Here is a 17459-nt window from a genome sequence, read left to right as displayed (position 1 = left end):
AGAAAAATGAAAAAATTAAAAATAATGTCAGTAGTGGGTACTCGCCCAGAAATTATTCGCCTTTCTCGTGTATTGGCAAAGTTAGATGAGCACTGTGAACACCTCATCGTGCATACTGGCCAAAACTATGACTTTGAGTTAAATGAATTGTTTTTTAATGATTTAGGAGTTAGAAAACCCGATTTCTTCCTGAATGCTGCGGGTTCTTCAGCAGCAGAAACTATTGGCCAAGTGATTATTAAAGTTGATCAGGTTCTTGATGAAATAAAACCAGATGCGATGCTCGTTTTAGGGGATACCAATTCATGTATTTCAGCGCTGCCAGCAAAGCGTAGAAAGGTACCAATTTTTCATATGGAAGCCGGTAATCGCTGTTTTGATCAACGAGTTCCTGAAGAAACAAATCGTAAAATAGTCGATCATATTGCAGATATTAATCTTACTTACAGTACTATTGCGCGTGATTATTTATTAGCAGAAGGTATTCCTGCTGACCGGGTAATTAAAACGGGTAGCCCGATGTTTGAAGTGCTTAATCATTACATGCCCCAAATAGATAGTTCTGATGTTTTGCAGCGTTTAGGACTCCAAAAAGGTAAGTTTTTTGTCGTAAGTGCTCATAGAGAAGAAAATGTAGATTCACCGAAGCAACTAGCAAAGTTGGCAAATATTTTAAACACCGTTGCCGAAAAATATAATTTTCCAGTGATTGTTTCAACTCACCCTCGTACAAGAAGTAAAATTGAAGCTCAAGGAATACAATTCCATAAAAATATTCAATTATTAAAACCATTAGGGTTTCACGATTACAACCATCTTCAAAAGAATTCGAAAGCAGCACTATCTGATAGTGGAACCATTACTGAAGAATCTTCGATTATGAATTTTCCCGCATTAAATCTGCGTGAAGCTCATGAGCGTCCTGAAGGGTTTGAAGAAGCATCAGTAATGATGGTTGGCTTAGAGGTTGAGCGTGTATTGCAAGCATTGAATATCTTAGAATCTCAGCCATTAGGCGATGAACGTTTATTGCGCCCAGTATATGATTACAGTATGCCTAACGTATCCGATAAAATGGTGAGAATAATCCACTCCTATACGGATTATGTTAAACGTGTGGTCTGGAAAGAATACTAATGAAGCTCGCTTTTATCATTGATGACTATTTGCCTCATAGCACAAGAGTCGGGGCTAAAATGTTTCATGAATTAGCTTGTGAGTTTACTGCTCAAGGGCACTCGGTCACGGTTATTACACCAGATATTGCGCAATCAAATACATTAATTAAAGAGTCACTAGATAACGTTTCTATATGGCGCTTTAAAAGTGGTGAGATCAAAGATGTCGGTAAAGTAAAAAGAGCAATAAACGAAACATTGTTATCTTTTCACGCTTGGCGAGCTATTTCAAAAGAAGTGACCCAAGAGTCATTTGATGCTGTTGTTTATTATTCACCTTCGATCTTCTTTGGTCCATTAGTAAAGAAAATAAAACAACGGTGTAAGTGTTCAGCTTACTTAGTTTTAAGAGACCTTTTTCCTCAATGGGCGATAGATGCCGGGATGATCCGTTCCGGATCTATGATCGAAAAATATTTTAGATACTTTGAGCATATTTCTTATAAGCAAGCAGATATGATTGGCTTAATGTCTGAACGAAATGTTGAGGTTTTTAAAGCAAAAAACGTTCAATACCCGTTACAGGTTCTTAGGAATTGGGCATCTTTGGTTCCTCATTCTTCAAAAAATCGCAAGTCGTATCGTGAAGATCTAAACCTACAAGGTAAAGTGATCTATTTTTATGGCGGTAATATTGGCCATGCACAAGATATGACGAATTTGATGCGACTAGCTAAAAATATGCAATCGTATGAAAATGCTCATTTTCTTTTTGTTGGCCAAGGTGATGAAGTTGAGTTGATTAATCAGTTATCACAAGAATGGCAATTATCTAACTTTTCCTACTTATCTTCTGTTGATCAAGACGAGTTTAAGCAATTATTGTCTGAAGTGGATGTTGGTTTGTTTTCTTTGGCTTCTCATCATACGGCTCATAACTTCCCAGGTAAGTTGCTTGGTTATATGGTTGAGTCTTTGCCAATTCTAGGTAGCGTAAATCAAGGCAATGATTTAATGCCTCTTGTTAATGAATCTAATGCGGGGTTTATTCATGTTAATGGTGATGATGCAGCTTTGTTAGCTTCAGCTGTTGCTCTATGTGCTGATAGTAAACGACGTGAAGAAGTGGGAAAATCTGCATATAAGTTATTATCCGCTGAGTTTTCAGTGCAAGCAGCCGTAACGACCATATTATCTGAGATCAATTAAATGGAATTGATTGATAAAACAGTAATTGAAGGGTTATACAGAGAAGCAAAATCGAGTGAGAGAAAGCGCTCTCATTATTTGTTACATGGTACCCATCAAGATAAAGTACAACGCTTATTGATAGGTTTAGTTAACGGTAGTTATGTTGAACCTCATTACCATGCTAAGCCTCATCAATGGGAGATGTTTACAGTGCTTGATGGCTGTATTCGCCTTAACCTTCATAATAATGATGGCAGTATAGTTAGAAGTGTTTTAGTTGGTCCTGCTGAAAGTGTGGTTTCTGTTGAGCTGAAGCCTATGGATATTCATAGCTTGGAATGTGTATCTGATAAGGCTTTGATACTTGAAGTGAAAGAGGGCCCTTTTGATGCCGAGCAACCAAAATCATTCTTATGAAATTATAACTAGCTATACTTATTTACTTATCTATTAATACTTTTTATTTACCTTGAATTTCGTATTTAGAGGATGACCTTGTCTACTTTCATAGATTTAATCTTTATGTTTCTCATCTCCTTTGCCATCCTTTTTCTTCTACGAAAGTGGGCCAAAAATATAGGCTTAGTAGATAAACCTAATGAACGTAAGTTCCACAAAGGTGCGGTGCCGTTGGTGGGGGGGATCTCTATTTGTTTTACTTTTTTGTACTTCCTATTTAATAACCCAACATTGTTGCCAGGGGTAAACCTCTATGCTGCATCGATCATTGTATTGGTGGCTGTAGGGGCGTTAGATGACAAATACGATCTCAATTTTAAAGTTCGATTTGCGGTGCAAGCTATTTTATCGGTCGCGATGATGTACATTGCCAACTTACAACTACATACCATTGGTAATGTTTTTGGGTATGGCAATGTTGATCTTGGTGTCTTGGGTTATGCGATCACTGTTATTGCCGTGATTGGTGCGATTAATGCTTTTAATATGGTAGATGGTATTGATGGGTTGCTGGGCGGTCTTTCCATAGTGACTTTTGGTGGCTTAGGTTTGATGCTATTGCATGATGGGCAACATAACCTTGCTTATCTGTGTCTGGTTCTTATTGTGATTATATTGCCATACATTCTGCTTAACCTTGGTGCTTTTGGGCGTAAGCGAAAAGTATTCATGGGAGATGCTGGTAGCATGGTGATTGGCTTTACTGTTATTTGGTTTCTATTAGTTGCTAGCCAAAATGGTACAAAACCTCCGTTGAGACCTGTCACTGCATTGTGGTTGATTGCAGTTCCACTGATCGATATGGCTGCTATTATGATTCGACGTATTCGCAGGGGGTGCTCGCCATTTAAGCCAGATCGAGAGCATCTACATCATATATTTCAACGGTTAGGGTTAAACTCTAACCAAACGTTAATTGCAATTTGTAGTATTAGTCTTTTATGTGCTGCATTTGGGATTTATGGTGAAATCATTAATATTCCTGAATATGTAATGTTTTATTTATTTATCGCTAGCTTCATACTATATACTATTCTGTTGTCAAATATATGGCGTATTACTGCAAAACTTAGAGAACTTAAACTAGGTGAGAAAAAATAATCGTTACCCTATTTTTCTCATTTTTAAGCCAAACCAATCCCCCCCATTTCTCCCACCAATGCGCAAAGTGTATAGGATGGATTGCGATGATGTTAATTATCAATGTGATCCACCTACCGCGCACACCAACTTCTTAACCAATGTTCAAGTCCGCATTAGCTTGGTTATCCCATTCATGCAAAATTCTACACACCGGAAGGGTAGAAGTAGAAATAAGTTAATTTATAACTAAGAACCATTCTCATTTATGAGACTATCGCGTACAATGATTAAAAATCAGGCATTGCTGACAAATCTTGACTTAAATTTTGGTTTTAAATCATTGAAAACCATGTAGTATAAGCCGCGATAATGATTATCGGTCAGTTATCTTTATTTTGTATGTTACAACTAAGCGTCAAGATTATTACAGGGCAGTTCACAAAAAAGTAGAGCTTCATTGAATTACAGTAAGATTGTCACGGATTTGACATCATTTTATCGTTATTATCCCTTTCCGTCGTTCTTCGTAATACTCACTATTATTGCCCAACATATTTAGCCCTGTCAGGTTTCTAAGTAAGGAAATCCTGTGCGGTAGCGTGGACGCTTGTTAAACGAGTGAAAAATTCGTAGTAATCGTATAATGCATTGGTTAGAGTGAGTTTTAATGCTGTTTTGGTGCATACATCACCAAGGTAGAGGTGGCTTTTATGGATGAATTTGTGTCTTAGATTTCATACCTATTTAGAAAATTAGAAAATTAGGAAAGAGAACACGTATGAATATTTCATTAGATAATGTAAAAATTGGCATCATTGGCTTAGGGTATGTAGGGCTTCCTTTGGCTGTGGAGTTTGGTAAAAAATTCCCTACGTTAGGTTTTGATATTAATGCATCACGTATTGCTGAACTTGATGCAGGGACCGATTCAACATTAGAGTGTTCATCAGAAGAGCTTGCCGAAGCTAATAAACTGCAATATAGCAGTCAATTAAATGATTTGGCCGTTTGTAATGTATACATAGTGACGGTACCTACGCCAATTGATGAGCATAAACAACCAGATTTAACCCCTCTTATTAAAGCTTCGGAAGCGTTAGGTAGCATCGTAAAGCAAGGTGATGTAATTATTTACGAATCGACCGTGTACCCTGGTGCAACCGAAGAAGCATGCCTTCCTGTCGTAGAACAAGTGTCTGGCCTTAAATTTAACGTCGACTTTTTTGCTGGGTACTCACCAGAGCGCATTAACCCAGGTGATAAAGAGCACCGTGTGACGAATATTTTGAAAGTGACGTCTGGTTCAAACGCGGAAATTGCAGAATTTGTCGATAGCTTATATAAAAGCATTATTACCGCCGGTACACACAAAGCATCATCAATCAAAGTAGCTGAAGCCGCTAAAGTGATTGAAAATACCCAACGTGATGTCAACATTGCCTTAATTAATGAGCTTTCAATTATCTTTAACAAACTCGATATTGATACCTTAGAAGTACTAGAAGCGGCTGGTACGAAATGGAACTTTTTACCATTTCGCCCGGGCTTAGTGGGCGGTCACTGTATTGGTGTAGATCCATACTACCTGACTCATAAAGCACAAACCGTTGGCTACCATCCTGAAATGATTTTAGCGGGCCGTCGTTTGAACGATGGTATGGGCAACTACGTCGTATCTCAGCTTGTTAAGCAAATGCTCAAAAAACGTATTCACGTTGAAGGCGCTAACGTATTAGTGATGGGGCTAACCTTTAAAGAAAACTGCCCAGACTTACGTAATACCAAAGTGGTTGATATTGTTTCAGAATTAAAAGAATACAATATCAATGTCGATATTGTTGATCCTTGGTGTTCAACAGAACAAGCACAACATGAATATGGCTTATCTATTACGACCGAGCCAAAGCAAGCGCATTACGATGCAGTGATCTTAGCCGTAGGCCACGAGCAATTCAAAGTGATGGGGGCGAAAAAAATCCATCAACTATGCAAAGCAGAGCACGTCCTTTACGACCTAAAATACGTATTACCAAAACAAGATGTTGACATGCGTCTGTAACAGATTGTGAAGAAAGCGAAAAACTAATAACTAGGTTCAATTTTAAGAGCCTAGTTTAAATTCAAACTTAACGGGAATGCTCATGTCTCAATATCAAATCATCAAAGAGCAACTGCTAGCACAACCAAAAACATGGCTTGTCACGGGCGTTGCAGGTTTCATCGGCTCTAATCTTTTAGAAACGCTTTTAAAGCTGAATCAAACCGTTATAGGGCTAGATAATTTTGCCACAGGTCATCAACATAATCTTGATGAAGTCAAAAGCCTGGTTTCAGAAGCTCAGTGGAATAACTTTACCTTTCATCAAGGTGATATTCGCGAATACAGCGATTGTGAAAAAGCCATAAAAGGGGTGGATTACGTACTTCATCAAGCTGCCTTAGGTTCAGTACCGCGCTCTATTGCCGATCCCCTCACTACCAATGCTGCTAATATTACGGGCTTTATTAACATGTTACAGGCTGCAAAAGAGCAAGGTGTAAAAAGCTTTACTTATGCGGCAAGTAGCTCAACCTATGGGGATCACCCAGCACTACCAAAAGTAGAAGAAAACATAGGTAATCCGCTTTCCCCTTACGCTGTTACAAAATACGTCAATGAGCTTTATGCCGGTGTTTATGCTCGTACCTATGGCTTTAAAACCATTGGACTGCGTTACTTTAATGTATTCGGACAACGTCAAGATCCCAATGGAGCCTATGCCGCGGTGATTCCAAAATGGACAGCTGCGATGATCAACGGTGAAGATGTCTTCATTAATGGTGATGGTGAAACGAGCCGAGATTTCTGCTTTATCGAAAATACCGTACAGATGAACATACTGGCCGCGACCGCGCCTGAAGAAGTGAAAGACCAAGTGTACAATGTCGCCGTAGGTGACCGTACCACGCTTAACGATTTATATTCATCGATACAAACCGCACTTAATACACAGGGTGTAGAAGTCAAAGGTGAATTAATTTACCGAGACTTCCGAGCGGGCGATGTAAGGCACTCACAAGCGGACGTCAGTAAAGCCGTGAGTAATTTAGGGTATAAGCCAGAGTTTAAGATCTTGGAAGGGATTGATAAGGCTATGGGTTGGTATATTACGCAATGATAAATGTTAAAAGTACTTTTTTTAAAAATGTACTTGTTATCTTTAGTGGTACCGCTCTTGCACAAATATTAAATATCTTAAGTACTCCATTAATTACAAGGTTATATGGGCCAGAAGCTTTTGGAGTGCTGGGAACATTTAATGCTCTTGCTTCAATATTTATACCAGTTATTTCATTAGCTTATGTGTATGCAATTCCAATACCTAAATATAATTTCATATCTAGAAATATAGCAATTAAGTCATTTTTTATTGTGGTGATTTTAAGTGTTATTTCTTTGTTGTTATTATTGTTTAATGAACTAGTAATGGATCTGTTTGATGTTCCTATAGGGTTTGTTATTTTTATACCTTTGATGTTTTTTCTGTCTGGTATGTTACAAATTAATCAGCAGATATTAATCAGGTTTGGATTGTTTTCGACTTTTGCTAAGGCAACAATAATATCTTCAATCACGGTTATAATATTTAAGTTAATCACTGGGTGGCTCGACCCACAGGCGAATTATCTAATAATTGGTGCATTAATAGGGGTTGTTACTCAAATTTTATCATCATTATACTTCAATAAGTTTTTTTGGAATAAGTATACTCATGATGTGTCTATTTCAAAAGTAAAACTTATTTTTGTATCGCCATCATTAAAAAAGTATAGTGATTTTCCTAAATTCAGAACCCCTCAATTATTACTGAACCCTTTATCTAGAAGTTTACCTGTTTTTTTCCTGACTTCTAACTTTGGCCTTGGTGTTGTTGGATATTATACTTTAGCAACATCAATGCTTGCACTTCCTGCTGTTGTTATTGGTAATGCTGTTGGTAATGTTTTCTTAAAAAAAGTTACTCATGAAATAAATAATGGAAATGATGTATTAAAATTAGTTGTTAAATCTACTTTACTACTGGCCGGAATAGGTATAGTACCTTTTGGCTTTGTGTTTTTTTATGGGGATATTCTATTCACAGTATTTTTAGGTAAAGAGTGGACTCAAGCTGGAGTGTTTGCATCTTACATTGCTATATGGCAGTTCTTTGGTTTTGCTAATAAGTGTTGTAATGTAACTTTACCTGTTATAGGGATGAATAAGTTTTATCTTAAATATGAAGTAATTTCATTGATATTAAGGGTTTTGTTGTTATTTGCTTGCTCCTTATTAACTTTGAGTAGCGTGGATTATGTTTTGTGTTTTTCTATCCTTGGTGCTTTTTTAAATTTATTTTTAATTATTAAAGTTATTTTAATGTTAAGGAATATCCCTAAGGTTGTCTGATTTGATTTACTTGTATGTTTTTATGTATTCTATAGTTGGTTTGTTTTTAATTGGAACCTTATATTTTCAAATTAGATACAGTAAATTTGGGTTTTTATTTATCACTTTTTTACTATGGCATTTTTTTGCATTCTCACTTGCCCCGATTTTTGATATTAATAATATTTCTGATGTAAGTTTTATTAATTATCAATATCATATTTTAAACGATGATCCTGGTTTTTTGACTGCTTTACACCTGTTTCTTTATGCGATGTCTTTATTTTTTACAAGTTATATAACTCTTCGCTCTGGTGTTAGAAGTGATATTACATTAAAAATTGAAAGCTTAGTGTCTAATCCTGAGTTTATATTTAAATTTTTATTAATTATTGGTGTTGTTTCTAATTGTCTATATTTTTATAGTTTTGGTCTTAAGAATGCATTAATGATGGCGTCCTCAATGAGATCTAATCATTATGATGGGGATACGGGTTTTCTTTTTCTAAAAAGTATTTCTTATATATCATTATACTCAGCGTGTTTCATTCCTTATTTAATTAAGTCAAGCGTGAAAAATAAATGGTGGTTAGTAATATTGTATTGTATTTTAGTTATTTTAGCATACTTGAACTCTGTAAGTAGAACTATACTCTTGACATATTTAATGCTCCCTTTATTTCTTACTACTATGATGGGTGCTAAAAAATTGAGTGTAAAAAAAATTATCGCTTTAATACTTACATTTACAATTGGTAGTGTGATTTTATTTTATGGTAAATCATTTGGTAATGTAATGTCTTCATTTGTTGATGGAGGAAATGCTGTTTTTGTTGAGAAAAGTGTTAATTTGCTAGATGTGATTTTAAAGTTGGTTCATGAACAGTCATATTTGTGGTATTCGGTTGATGCTGGTGTTGATTCCTTTTTATCTACAGGTGTGCACATACCAATAGAAATAATATTGTCAATTACAGGCTTTATTCCTAGCTCATTGTTGAATAATTTGGGGTTGGGGATTCTTAATCCTGATTCTGTCTCAATGCCATTGTCTTGTTTGAATTCAAGTGCATTTAATACTAACGATTGTACAGTGCCTACTCGACTTATTGGTTATTCATCTTATTTTATGCCTTTGATTGGTGGGGTTTTGTATGGTGTTACTGTAGGTTGGGTATTATCAAGCTTAAATAAAGCATGGAAGGTTTGTGAATCGTATGATATAAAAACAACATGGGTTCCATATTTGTTGTGGTTGTTATTTTCTGCATTTTTAACTTTTGTTCCAAATACTATTTCCCGTGCTTTTTTTTTGGTGTTCATTGTTGCTTTTTTATATCTCATTAAAGTTACTATTAAACGATTAAGGTTGGTATGATTTATATTCATAAGGATGATTCTAGTTTTAGTGTTAAGTGGATTGAGTATTGTGAAGTTAATAGCGTTAATTATAGGCTTATCAATTGTTACTCAACAGATGTATCAAAAACTATTAATTGTGGCGATGTTTTATTATGGCACTTTCATCATAATGATTATTCTGCAACAAAATTTGCAAAGTCATTAATGCACTCATTATCTATAAAAGGTGTAAAGACTTTCCCTTCTTTTAATATGTCATGGCATTTTGATGACAAAATCGCACAAAAATATTTGTTAGAATCAATAAGTGCACCTTTGATTAATACATATGTATTTTATAAAAAGGAAGACGCACTACGATGGGCGCATGATAGAGATGAATTTCCTTTGGTTTTTAAACTTGCTGGCGGTGCTGGTGCATCAAATGTTAAATTATTAAAGAATAATAATGAAACAGTTAAGTATATTAATAGAATGTTTTCAAAGGGGGTCCCTAAGCAACCTGTCAGGGAGAAAATTGTTGATAGTATTTTAAATTTCAAAAAGAAGCCATCGATTAAGGCATCGTTTAATGTATTTAAAAATATCTGCAAAATATTTATTAGGCAAGGTGTGAATAAGGATTTTTCGAATGAAAAAGGTTATTTTTATGTTCAAGACTTTATCCCTAATCTAGATTGTGATTATAGAATAATTGTTATAAATGGTAAGGCTTTTGCCATTAAACGGATGATAAGAAGTAATGATTTTAGAGCCTCTGGCTCTGGTAATATTGTTTATGATATTAAGGAAGATCTTTCTGAGCCGTTAAGACTAGCCTTTGATATTTGTCATAGACTTAAATTTGATTGTTGTGCATTTGATTTTGTTTTTGATGGAAGTGGATGGAAAATAATTGAAATAAGTTATGGTTTTACTAGTAAGGTATATGAGCCTTGCTTGGGATATTGGGATGATTCTTTGACTTGGCACTCTGGTAGCTTCATTCCGGAAAATTTTATGATTTCTAACTTGGTTTAATAAAATGAATTTTCTATTTTTGCTTCCTACTGATCGGCTGGGTGGTGCTGAGCGTGTAGCGATGAATTTAGTCCGCTATTTATCTAGCAATAAGCAGAATAAAGTGTTTGTTTATTTCTTATCATTAGACAATAGTGGTTGTTGGGATGAATTTATCAATATTGATAATGTATCAATTAATTATGCCTATAAAGGATCTGTGAAATTTGGATTTGTTTCATTTTTGGTGTTCTATAAAAAATTAATAGAATCTGCCGATTTAGTCTATTCAACCCATGCGCATGTTAATTCACTTCTGTGTCTTTCTCGTCGACTATCTTTATTTAAATGTGGGAAATTAGTATTAAGAGAGTCATCTATATTAAGCATGCGGTTTTCTGGATTAAAAAAATTATTAATTGATCTTATTTATTTATCATATGGAAATCAAGATTTGCTCATATGCCAGACAAGCTTGATGCGTGAAAAAATATCATCTCATAGAGGTGAGAGGATTGCAAAAAATAGTAAAGTTATTCCTAACCCAATTGATATAGATGCAATAGTCAAGCTATCTAATAATAATGTAGTTATGAAAGCTAACCCAGGCACTTTCTCTATGATTATGGTTGGTAGACTTATTCATATAAAAAATCATAAGTTGGTACTTGAAGCTCTCAGAGATGTAAAAGAAAGTTTCACGCTAACTATAGTGGGAGATGGCGAATTAAGGGGTATCTTAACTGATTTGTGTAGAGAGTACGACTTATTAGATAAAGTTGAATTTATTGGTAATGTTAAAAATCCTTATCAATATATGGCTAAAGCTGATTTAGGTATTATTTCATCCTTTTCCGAAGGGTTTCCTAATGTACTTATCGAAATGATGGCTTCAGGTACGAATGATATCGTTATAACGCCTTGTACAGGGGATCTGGATGCAATACCCAGTATAACGGTTACTGATGGTTTTTCAGTAGAGGAAATGAGAACTACTTTAGCGAATAAAATAAAGCTACCTTTAATTAAAAACGAGGAATATAAAGATTTTGTACAATTAAGGGATGTAGATAATTACTGGGCAGAAATTCAAGAAGCATTAGAGTTTGAATATAAATGAAAATACTATTAATAGGAGCACTGCCATCATCCTTATATAATTTCCGAGGGCAACTTCTTCGGCGATTAAAAAAAATTGGGTTGGAAGTTACCTCATTAGCTTCCGGCGCTAAAGAGGAAGAAATTACCACTATTGAATCACTTGGTTCTAAGTATATTGATGTTGCTATTCATCGTAATGGTTTAAGCCCTACCCAAGATATAAAAACGTTCTTCAGTCTCCGATCTATTTTTAAGCAACAGCAGCCAAACGTAATCTTAGCGTACACTATCAAACCTATTATTTGGGGCGGTTTAGCAGCTCGTTTTGTGCCTAATTGCCGTTTTTATGCTTTAGTGACTGGCCTTGGTTTTGCTTTTCAAAAGGGATCTTGGAAAAAGAATCTGTTAATGAAGCTAGTGGCTTTCTTGTATCAATCTGCATTAAAAAATGCTGAAAAAGTTATTTTCCAAAATCCTGATAATCGTCAAGTATTTATTGACCAAGGCATAGTGCCAGAACATAAAACCTGCGTGGTTAATGGTTCAGGGGTGGATGTTGCTCATTTTGAAATTAAGCCGTTAACCTCCGAACCTAAATTTTTATTGATTGCTCGCTTGTTGGGTGACAAAGGCATAAGGGAATACATTGCCGCTGCCGATAAGGTAAAGCAAAAGTACCCGAACGCTTATTTTCAATTAGTTGGCCCTGAAGATCCGTCACCAGATGGTGTTTCATTAAGTGAGTTAGAGCGTTTAAACGTTAACCAATCTGTGGATTATGTGGGGGCGACTACGGATGTTCGCCCTTATATCGAAAACTGCAATATTTTTGTATTACCTTCTTATCATGAAGGTTTACCAAGAACCGTGCTTGAAGCCATGGCAACTGGGCGTCCTATTTTAACGACTGATGTTCCGGGATGCCGAGAAACAGTTGTGAATGGATATAACGGATTTTTAGTTGAAAAAGCCAATGCTGAGCAATTAGCGAAAAAAATGATTTGGTTTATTGAACATCAAGATGAGTGGCAAGGTATGGCATCGGCAAGTCGAACCATGGTTGAAGATAAATTTGATGTTCATAAAGTAAACAAAGCACTAATGAGAATTATGGAATTAGATCCAGTAGAGACTGCACCAATAAATGTTATGGATAAGGAAGCTAAATGAAACGTTGCTTAGATTTTTTGATTGCTTTATCGGCATTAATTGCACTATCTCCGGTCATCCTCATTACCGCTATTCTAACCCGTTTCAAATTAGGCTCGCCGATTTTATTTACCCAAGATCGCCCGGGCTTGAATGGCAATGTATTTAAGATGATGAAGTTTCGCTCTATGTTAGATGCGCAAGATGCCAATGGCAATCCCTTGCCTGATGAGCAGCGTATGACAACCTTTGGCGCTTTATTACGTTCAACCAGCCTTGATGAATTACCGGGCTTAATGAACGTATTAAAAGGTGACATGAGTTTAGTGGGCCCTCGTCCATTATTAGTGGAATATCTGCCTTTATATAACCAACAACAAGCTAAGCGGCACAATGTTCGCCCTGGGATCACAGGGTGGGCGCAAGTGAATGGCCGGAATGCGATTAGCTGGGAAGATAAATTCAAGCTTGATGTGTGGTATGTGGAGAATCAAAGTTTATTGTTAGATTTAAAGATTTTGCTTCTCACGGTGAAAAAAGTATTTGTGCGTGAGGGGATTGCCTCTGATGGACATGTCACGATTGAAAAGTTTAAAGGTTCACAATAATGACCTCTAAAAGTATTGCTATTTTAGGGGCGAGTGGCCATGGCAAGGTGCTGGCAGAGCTTGCTGAACTAAATGGTTATCAACGAATTGAATTTTATGATGATGCTTGGCCTGTAAAATGTCAGCTTGAACATTGGCTTATTGTCGGTAATAGCCATGATTTGTATGCCAACCTTTCAGATTATGATGCTTGCGTTGTTGCGATTGGTAATAACTTTATTCGTTTAAATAAGTTGATGCTGCTGCGTGATAAGCAAGCTCCCTTAGTCTCACTCATTCACCCAACTGCAACAGTGAGCCAGTATGCTCTATTAGGGGTTGGTAGTGTGGTGATGGCGAATGCGGTTGTGAATCCTTTTGCTCAAGTAGGCATGGGGGGCATTATTAATACAGGATCAGTAATCGAACATGATTGTGTACTCGGCGACGCTGTTCATTTATCGCCAAATTCGGCACTAGCCGGTGGAAGCTGCCTTGGTGATGCTGTTTGGCTGGGTATTGGCGCGGTCACAAAACAGCTTGTTAATATTGGTGAAAATACAACGATTGGTGCTGGTGCGGTAGTGATTCAGAATATCCCTAATGACTGTGTTGCGATTGGCGCGCCAGCGAATGTATTAAAGCCTACTTCTAGTGATTAGTTTGCGGTAAGTCGATTCCTGATGTTGCTTGCGGCTCTTTGGGAATGACAAATTTTAGAATATTGATTTTATCTTTTTGTAAGGACACTTCATGTTAAACACCCCTTTTTCTCCTTGGCCTTCTTTTACTCAACAAGAAGCCGATGCGGTTAGCCGCGTGTTGCTATCAAATAAAGTCAATTACTGGACCGGCCAAGAATGCCGAGAATTTGAAAAAGAATTTGCAGTGTGGGCCGACTCGGAATACGCCGTGGCAGTGAGTAATGGCACACTGGCGTTAGATCTTGCATTAAAAGCGCTGAATGTAGGCGAAGGGGATGAAGTGATTGTCACACCTCGAACCTTTTTAGCTTCAGTTTCAAGTGTCGTTACCGCAGGGGCTACCCCGGTGTTTGCTGATGCGGATCTCAATAGCCAAAATATTGAAGCTTCAACTATTGAAGCGGTGATTACCCCGAAAACCAAAGCGGTGATTGTGGTGCATTTGGCGGGCATGCCTGCGGATATGGATCCGATCATGGCATTGGCCGAAAAACATGGTTTTTATGTGATTGAAGATTGTGCTCAGGCGCATGGCGCAAAATACAAAGGGCGGAGTGTCGGTTCGATTGGTCATATCGGTGCGTGGTCGTTCTGCCAAGATAAAATCATGACTACAGGCGGTGAAGGCGGCATGGTGACAACCAATGATAAAGCGTTGTGGTCTGCGATGTGGAGTTATAAAGATCACGGTAAAAGCTTTGATGCTATTTATAACAAGCAACACCCACCGGGGTTTCGTTGGTTACATGAAAACTTTGGTACCAATTGGCGCATGACAGAAATGCAAGCTGTGATTGGTCGTATTCAATTACAACGCATGGCAGAGTGGACCGCTAAGCGCCAAGCATACGCGGCTCTTATTGATGAAGCGGTTGCTGATTTGGATGTTGTTCGTCGAGTTAAGGTGCCAAGTGATGTACTGCATGCGGAATATAAACACTATTTGTTTGTTGAACAGGAATGCCTTGCAGAAGGCTGGACACGTGATCGTATCGTTGAAACGATTGCTGAGCGAGGTGTACCGGCATTTCAAGGAAGTTGCTCGGAAGTGTATTTAGAAAAGGCCTTTGATAATACCTCGTGGCGACCGAAAGAAAGCTTACCTAATGCAAAATTATTAGGTGAAACCAGTTTGATGTTTTTGGTGCACCCTACCTTAACACGTCAAGAACTGCTGAAAACAACGGATGTTATTCGCGCTGTACTGCAGCAAGCTCAGAAAGTGAATTGAGAGAGCGTTTGAAATGAATATGGGAGAAATGAGAGGAAGTTATGGATACTTTTGAGCGCTATTTTTATCAAATATTGAAGTTGCCGAGAAAAGTAAAAAGGGCTGTTAGTTTAACCGTCGATTCTATTTTTATTATTTTTGCATTTTATTCTTCACAATGGATTCGCTATGACGCATTAACAGAGTTAGATGTTGGTAATCACTTGGTACTCGCATGCCTAGTACCTGTGACTTTAATTGTGTTCACTAAGCTAGGCTTATATCGCGCTATTTTACGCTATTTGAACTTAAAGGCGCTGCTGACTATTGCTATTGGCTCTATTATCTCTTCGCTCTTTATTGTCTTTTTCGCGTATTTTCTTCAGGCGGACGTGCCACGATCTATTCCATTCATATACGCTGCCTTGCTTTATGCTAGTTGTGGTGGAGCGCGAATGTTAGTCCGTAGTTTAGTAACTAAAGAGTTAGATTTATCTGGTTCTAAAGAGTCGGTCATTATATATGGTGCTGGTGATACTGGCCGTCAGCTCGCGCATTTAATCCAATCATCTAATTATAAAGTAAGGGCTTTTATTGATGGCAATCCATCTTTAACCAATGCGGTTATTTCTGGTATTGCGGTTTATCCACCCAACAAACTTTCTTCAATTATCGATAAACACAACATCAATAAAGTTTTATTAGCCATCCCTTCTGCTACTAGATCTCAGCGACGGGAAGTGCTTGATTCTTTATTACAATACCCTGTAGAAGTTCAAACCGTTCCTGCCATGATTGATATTGTGACCGGGAAATCCAGTATCGACCAGTTGGTGGATGTGCCAATTGAGGATCTACTTGGCCGTGAAGCAGTATCTCCCAATACCGCCTTATTAAAATCAAATATTGAAAACCAAGTTGTGATGGTGACAGGCGCAGGCGGGTCTATTGGTTCAGAATTATGCCGACAAATTGTAAAGCAAAATCCCAAATCATTGTTGCTGTTTGAATTGAGTGAATATGCGCTGTATGAAATAGAAAAAGAAATTTCTAACTTAGTGGTAGCCGAAGGACTGAAGGTGGACATTATTCCGTTGCTAGGCTCAGTGCAACGTATTAATCGCCTCGTTATGATAATGAAAAGCTTTAAGGTTGATACCGTCTACCATGCGGCCGCTTATAAACATGTTCCATTAGTTGAATATAATGTTGTAGAAGGGGTGAGAAATAACGTTTTTGGAACTTTCTATGCTGCCAAGGCTGCGATTGAGGCTGGAGTCAGTAACTTTGTGTTAATCTCAACCGATAAAGCAGTCAGACCCACTAATGTCATGGGGACGACAAAGCGCATGGCGGAGCTGGGGCTACAAGCGTTAGCGGAAGAAGAAAAGGTAAAGCAAGAGAAAGGGGATCATTATGTTCGTTTCTCTATGGTTCGGTTCGGTAACGTGTTGGGTTCATCAGGTTCCGTCATTCCTTTATTTAAAAGGCAAATCAAAATGGGCGGGCCGATCACTATTACTCACCCAGACATTATTCGTTACTTTATGACCATTCCTGAAGCGGCTCAGTTAGTGATCCAGGCAGGGGCAATGGGCAAAGGCGGAGATGTGTTTGTTCTCGATATGGGTGAGCCGGTTAAAATTGTCGATTTAGCGAAAAACCTCGTGCACTTGTCTGGGTTGGATATCCGTTCAAAAGACAACCCGGATGGTGATATTGAACTTAAATATACCGGATTACGACCAGGTGAGAAGTTATATGAGGAGCTCTTAATCGGTGATAAAGGCGTTGGAGCGACTGGTCATAATAGAATCATGACGGCTAATGAGTTGTACTTAAAATTAGAGACTTATAATCAGCTTCTCTCTGAGCTTGATAAGGCTTGTCACAACTTTGATCATGAACGCATCCGAACTTTGTTAATAAATTCTCAAACAGGCTTTAATCCTTCTGATGATATTGGTGATTTAGTATGGAAAGCACGTTTAGAAAATAAAGAATTACCCGTCGGTCCTTTAGAGTCTCATACCAATTTAGGCTTTCTTCATTAATTGATGCCCCCAAATAACACCAAGATACGATTTT

Annotated in this window: 15 protein-coding genes; all 15 read left to right on the top strand. The window is 37.4% G+C overall.

All coding sequences use genetic code 11. From position 1 onward, the window contains the following. Positions 1–6 precede the first annotated feature (6 nt). Positions 7–1137 carry a non-hydrolyzing UDP-N-acetylglucosamine 2-epimerase gene (gene wecB / locus K358_RS0117205; RefSeq protein WP_027697975.1) on the top strand — a complete coding sequence of 377 codons (1131 nt, stop codon included), beginning with the start codon at positions 7–9 and terminating at the stop codon, positions 1135–1137. 59 nt (positions 1138–1196) lie between these two features. Continuing rightward, positions 1197–2327 (top strand): glycosyltransferase family 4 protein, encoded by a 1131-nt coding sequence (locus K358_RS0117200; RefSeq protein ID WP_244875272.1) that lies wholly within the window; start codon positions 1197–1199, stop codon positions 2325–2327. Then, on the top strand, positions 2328–2726 hold the full coding sequence (locus K358_RS0117195; protein WP_027697973.1) for a WbuC family cupin fold metalloprotein: 399 nt from the start codon (positions 2328–2330) through the stop codon (positions 2724–2726). Positions 2727–2804: 78 nt separating this feature from the next. Beyond that, positions 2805–3869 (top strand): UDP-N-acetylglucosamine--undecaprenyl-phosphate N-acetylglucosaminephosphotransferase, encoded by a 1065-nt coding sequence (gene wecA, locus K358_RS0117190; RefSeq protein ID WP_280456442.1) that lies wholly within the window; start codon positions 2805–2807, stop codon positions 3867–3869. Positions 3870–4629: 760 nt separating this feature from the next. Then, positions 4630–5910 carry a Vi polysaccharide biosynthesis UDP-N-acetylglucosamine C-6 dehydrogenase TviB gene (gene tviB, locus K358_RS0117185; protein WP_027697971.1) on the top strand — a complete coding sequence of 427 codons (1281 nt, stop codon included), beginning with the start codon at positions 4630–4632 and terminating at the stop codon, positions 5908–5910. 82 nt (positions 5911–5992) lie between these two features. Next, positions 5993–7009, top strand: coding sequence for an NAD-dependent epimerase/dehydratase family protein (locus K358_RS0117180; RefSeq protein ID WP_027697970.1), 1017 nt, complete (start codon positions 5993–5995; stop codon positions 7007–7009). Further along, positions 7006–8280: a lipopolysaccharide biosynthesis protein gene (locus K358_RS0117175; RefSeq protein ID WP_027697969.1), complete on the top strand. Its 1275-nt coding sequence runs from the start codon at positions 7006–7008 to the stop codon at positions 8278–8280. The genes K358_RS0117180 and K358_RS0117175 overlap by 4 nt, the downstream gene beginning before the upstream one ends. Continuing rightward, on the top strand, positions 8273–9637 hold the full coding sequence (locus K358_RS0117170; protein WP_027697968.1) for an oligosaccharide repeat unit polymerase: 1365 nt from the start codon (positions 8273–8275) through the stop codon (positions 9635–9637). Before K358_RS0117175 ends, K358_RS0117170 begins: the two co-directional genes overlap by 8 nt. Beyond that, the gene (locus K358_RS0117165) at positions 9634–10641 is read left to right on the top strand and encodes an ATP-grasp domain-containing protein (RefSeq protein WP_027697967.1); all 1008 of its coding nucleotides are present in this window, start codon (positions 9634–9636) and stop codon (positions 10639–10641) included. Before K358_RS0117170 ends, K358_RS0117165 begins: the two co-directional genes overlap by 4 nt. 4 nt (positions 10642–10645) lie before the next feature. Continuing rightward, positions 10646–11740: a glycosyltransferase gene (locus K358_RS0117160; RefSeq protein ID WP_027697966.1), complete on the top strand. Its 1095-nt coding sequence runs from the start codon at positions 10646–10648 to the stop codon at positions 11738–11740. Next, positions 11737–12891 carry a glycosyltransferase family 4 protein gene (locus tag K358_RS18695; RefSeq protein ID WP_051241365.1) on the top strand — a complete coding sequence of 385 codons (1155 nt, stop codon included), beginning with the start codon at positions 11737–11739 and terminating at the stop codon, positions 12889–12891. The genes K358_RS0117160 and K358_RS18695 overlap by 4 nt, the downstream gene beginning before the upstream one ends. Continuing rightward, positions 12888–13478, top strand: coding sequence for a sugar transferase (locus K358_RS0117150; RefSeq protein WP_027697965.1), 591 nt, complete (start codon positions 12888–12890; stop codon positions 13476–13478). Before K358_RS18695 ends, K358_RS0117150 begins: the two co-directional genes overlap by 4 nt. After that, positions 13478–14119 carry an acetyltransferase gene (locus K358_RS0117145; protein ID WP_038150392.1) on the top strand — a complete coding sequence of 214 codons (642 nt, stop codon included), beginning with the start codon at positions 13478–13480 and terminating at the stop codon, positions 14117–14119. The genes K358_RS0117150 and K358_RS0117145 overlap by 1 nt, the downstream gene beginning before the upstream one ends. 91 nt (positions 14120–14210) lie before the next feature. Beyond that, positions 14211–15392, top strand: coding sequence for a DegT/DnrJ/EryC1/StrS family aminotransferase (locus K358_RS0117140; RefSeq protein WP_027697963.1), 1182 nt, complete (start codon positions 14211–14213; stop codon positions 15390–15392). Positions 15393–15433: 41 nt separating this feature from the next. Further along, positions 15434–17425: a polysaccharide biosynthesis protein gene (locus K358_RS0117135; RefSeq protein ID WP_051241364.1), complete on the top strand. Its 1992-nt coding sequence runs from the start codon at positions 15434–15436 to the stop codon at positions 17423–17425. The last annotated feature ends 34 nt before the right edge of the window (positions 17426–17459 follow it).

Source organism: Vibrio litoralis DSM 17657, from assembly GCF_000426765.1.
Classification (GTDB): domain Bacteria; phylum Pseudomonadota; class Gammaproteobacteria; order Enterobacterales; family Vibrionaceae; genus Vibrio; species Vibrio litoralis.
Note: the sequence above shows the minus strand (reverse complement) of the source record. Positions and strands in the feature narration are given on the sequence as shown.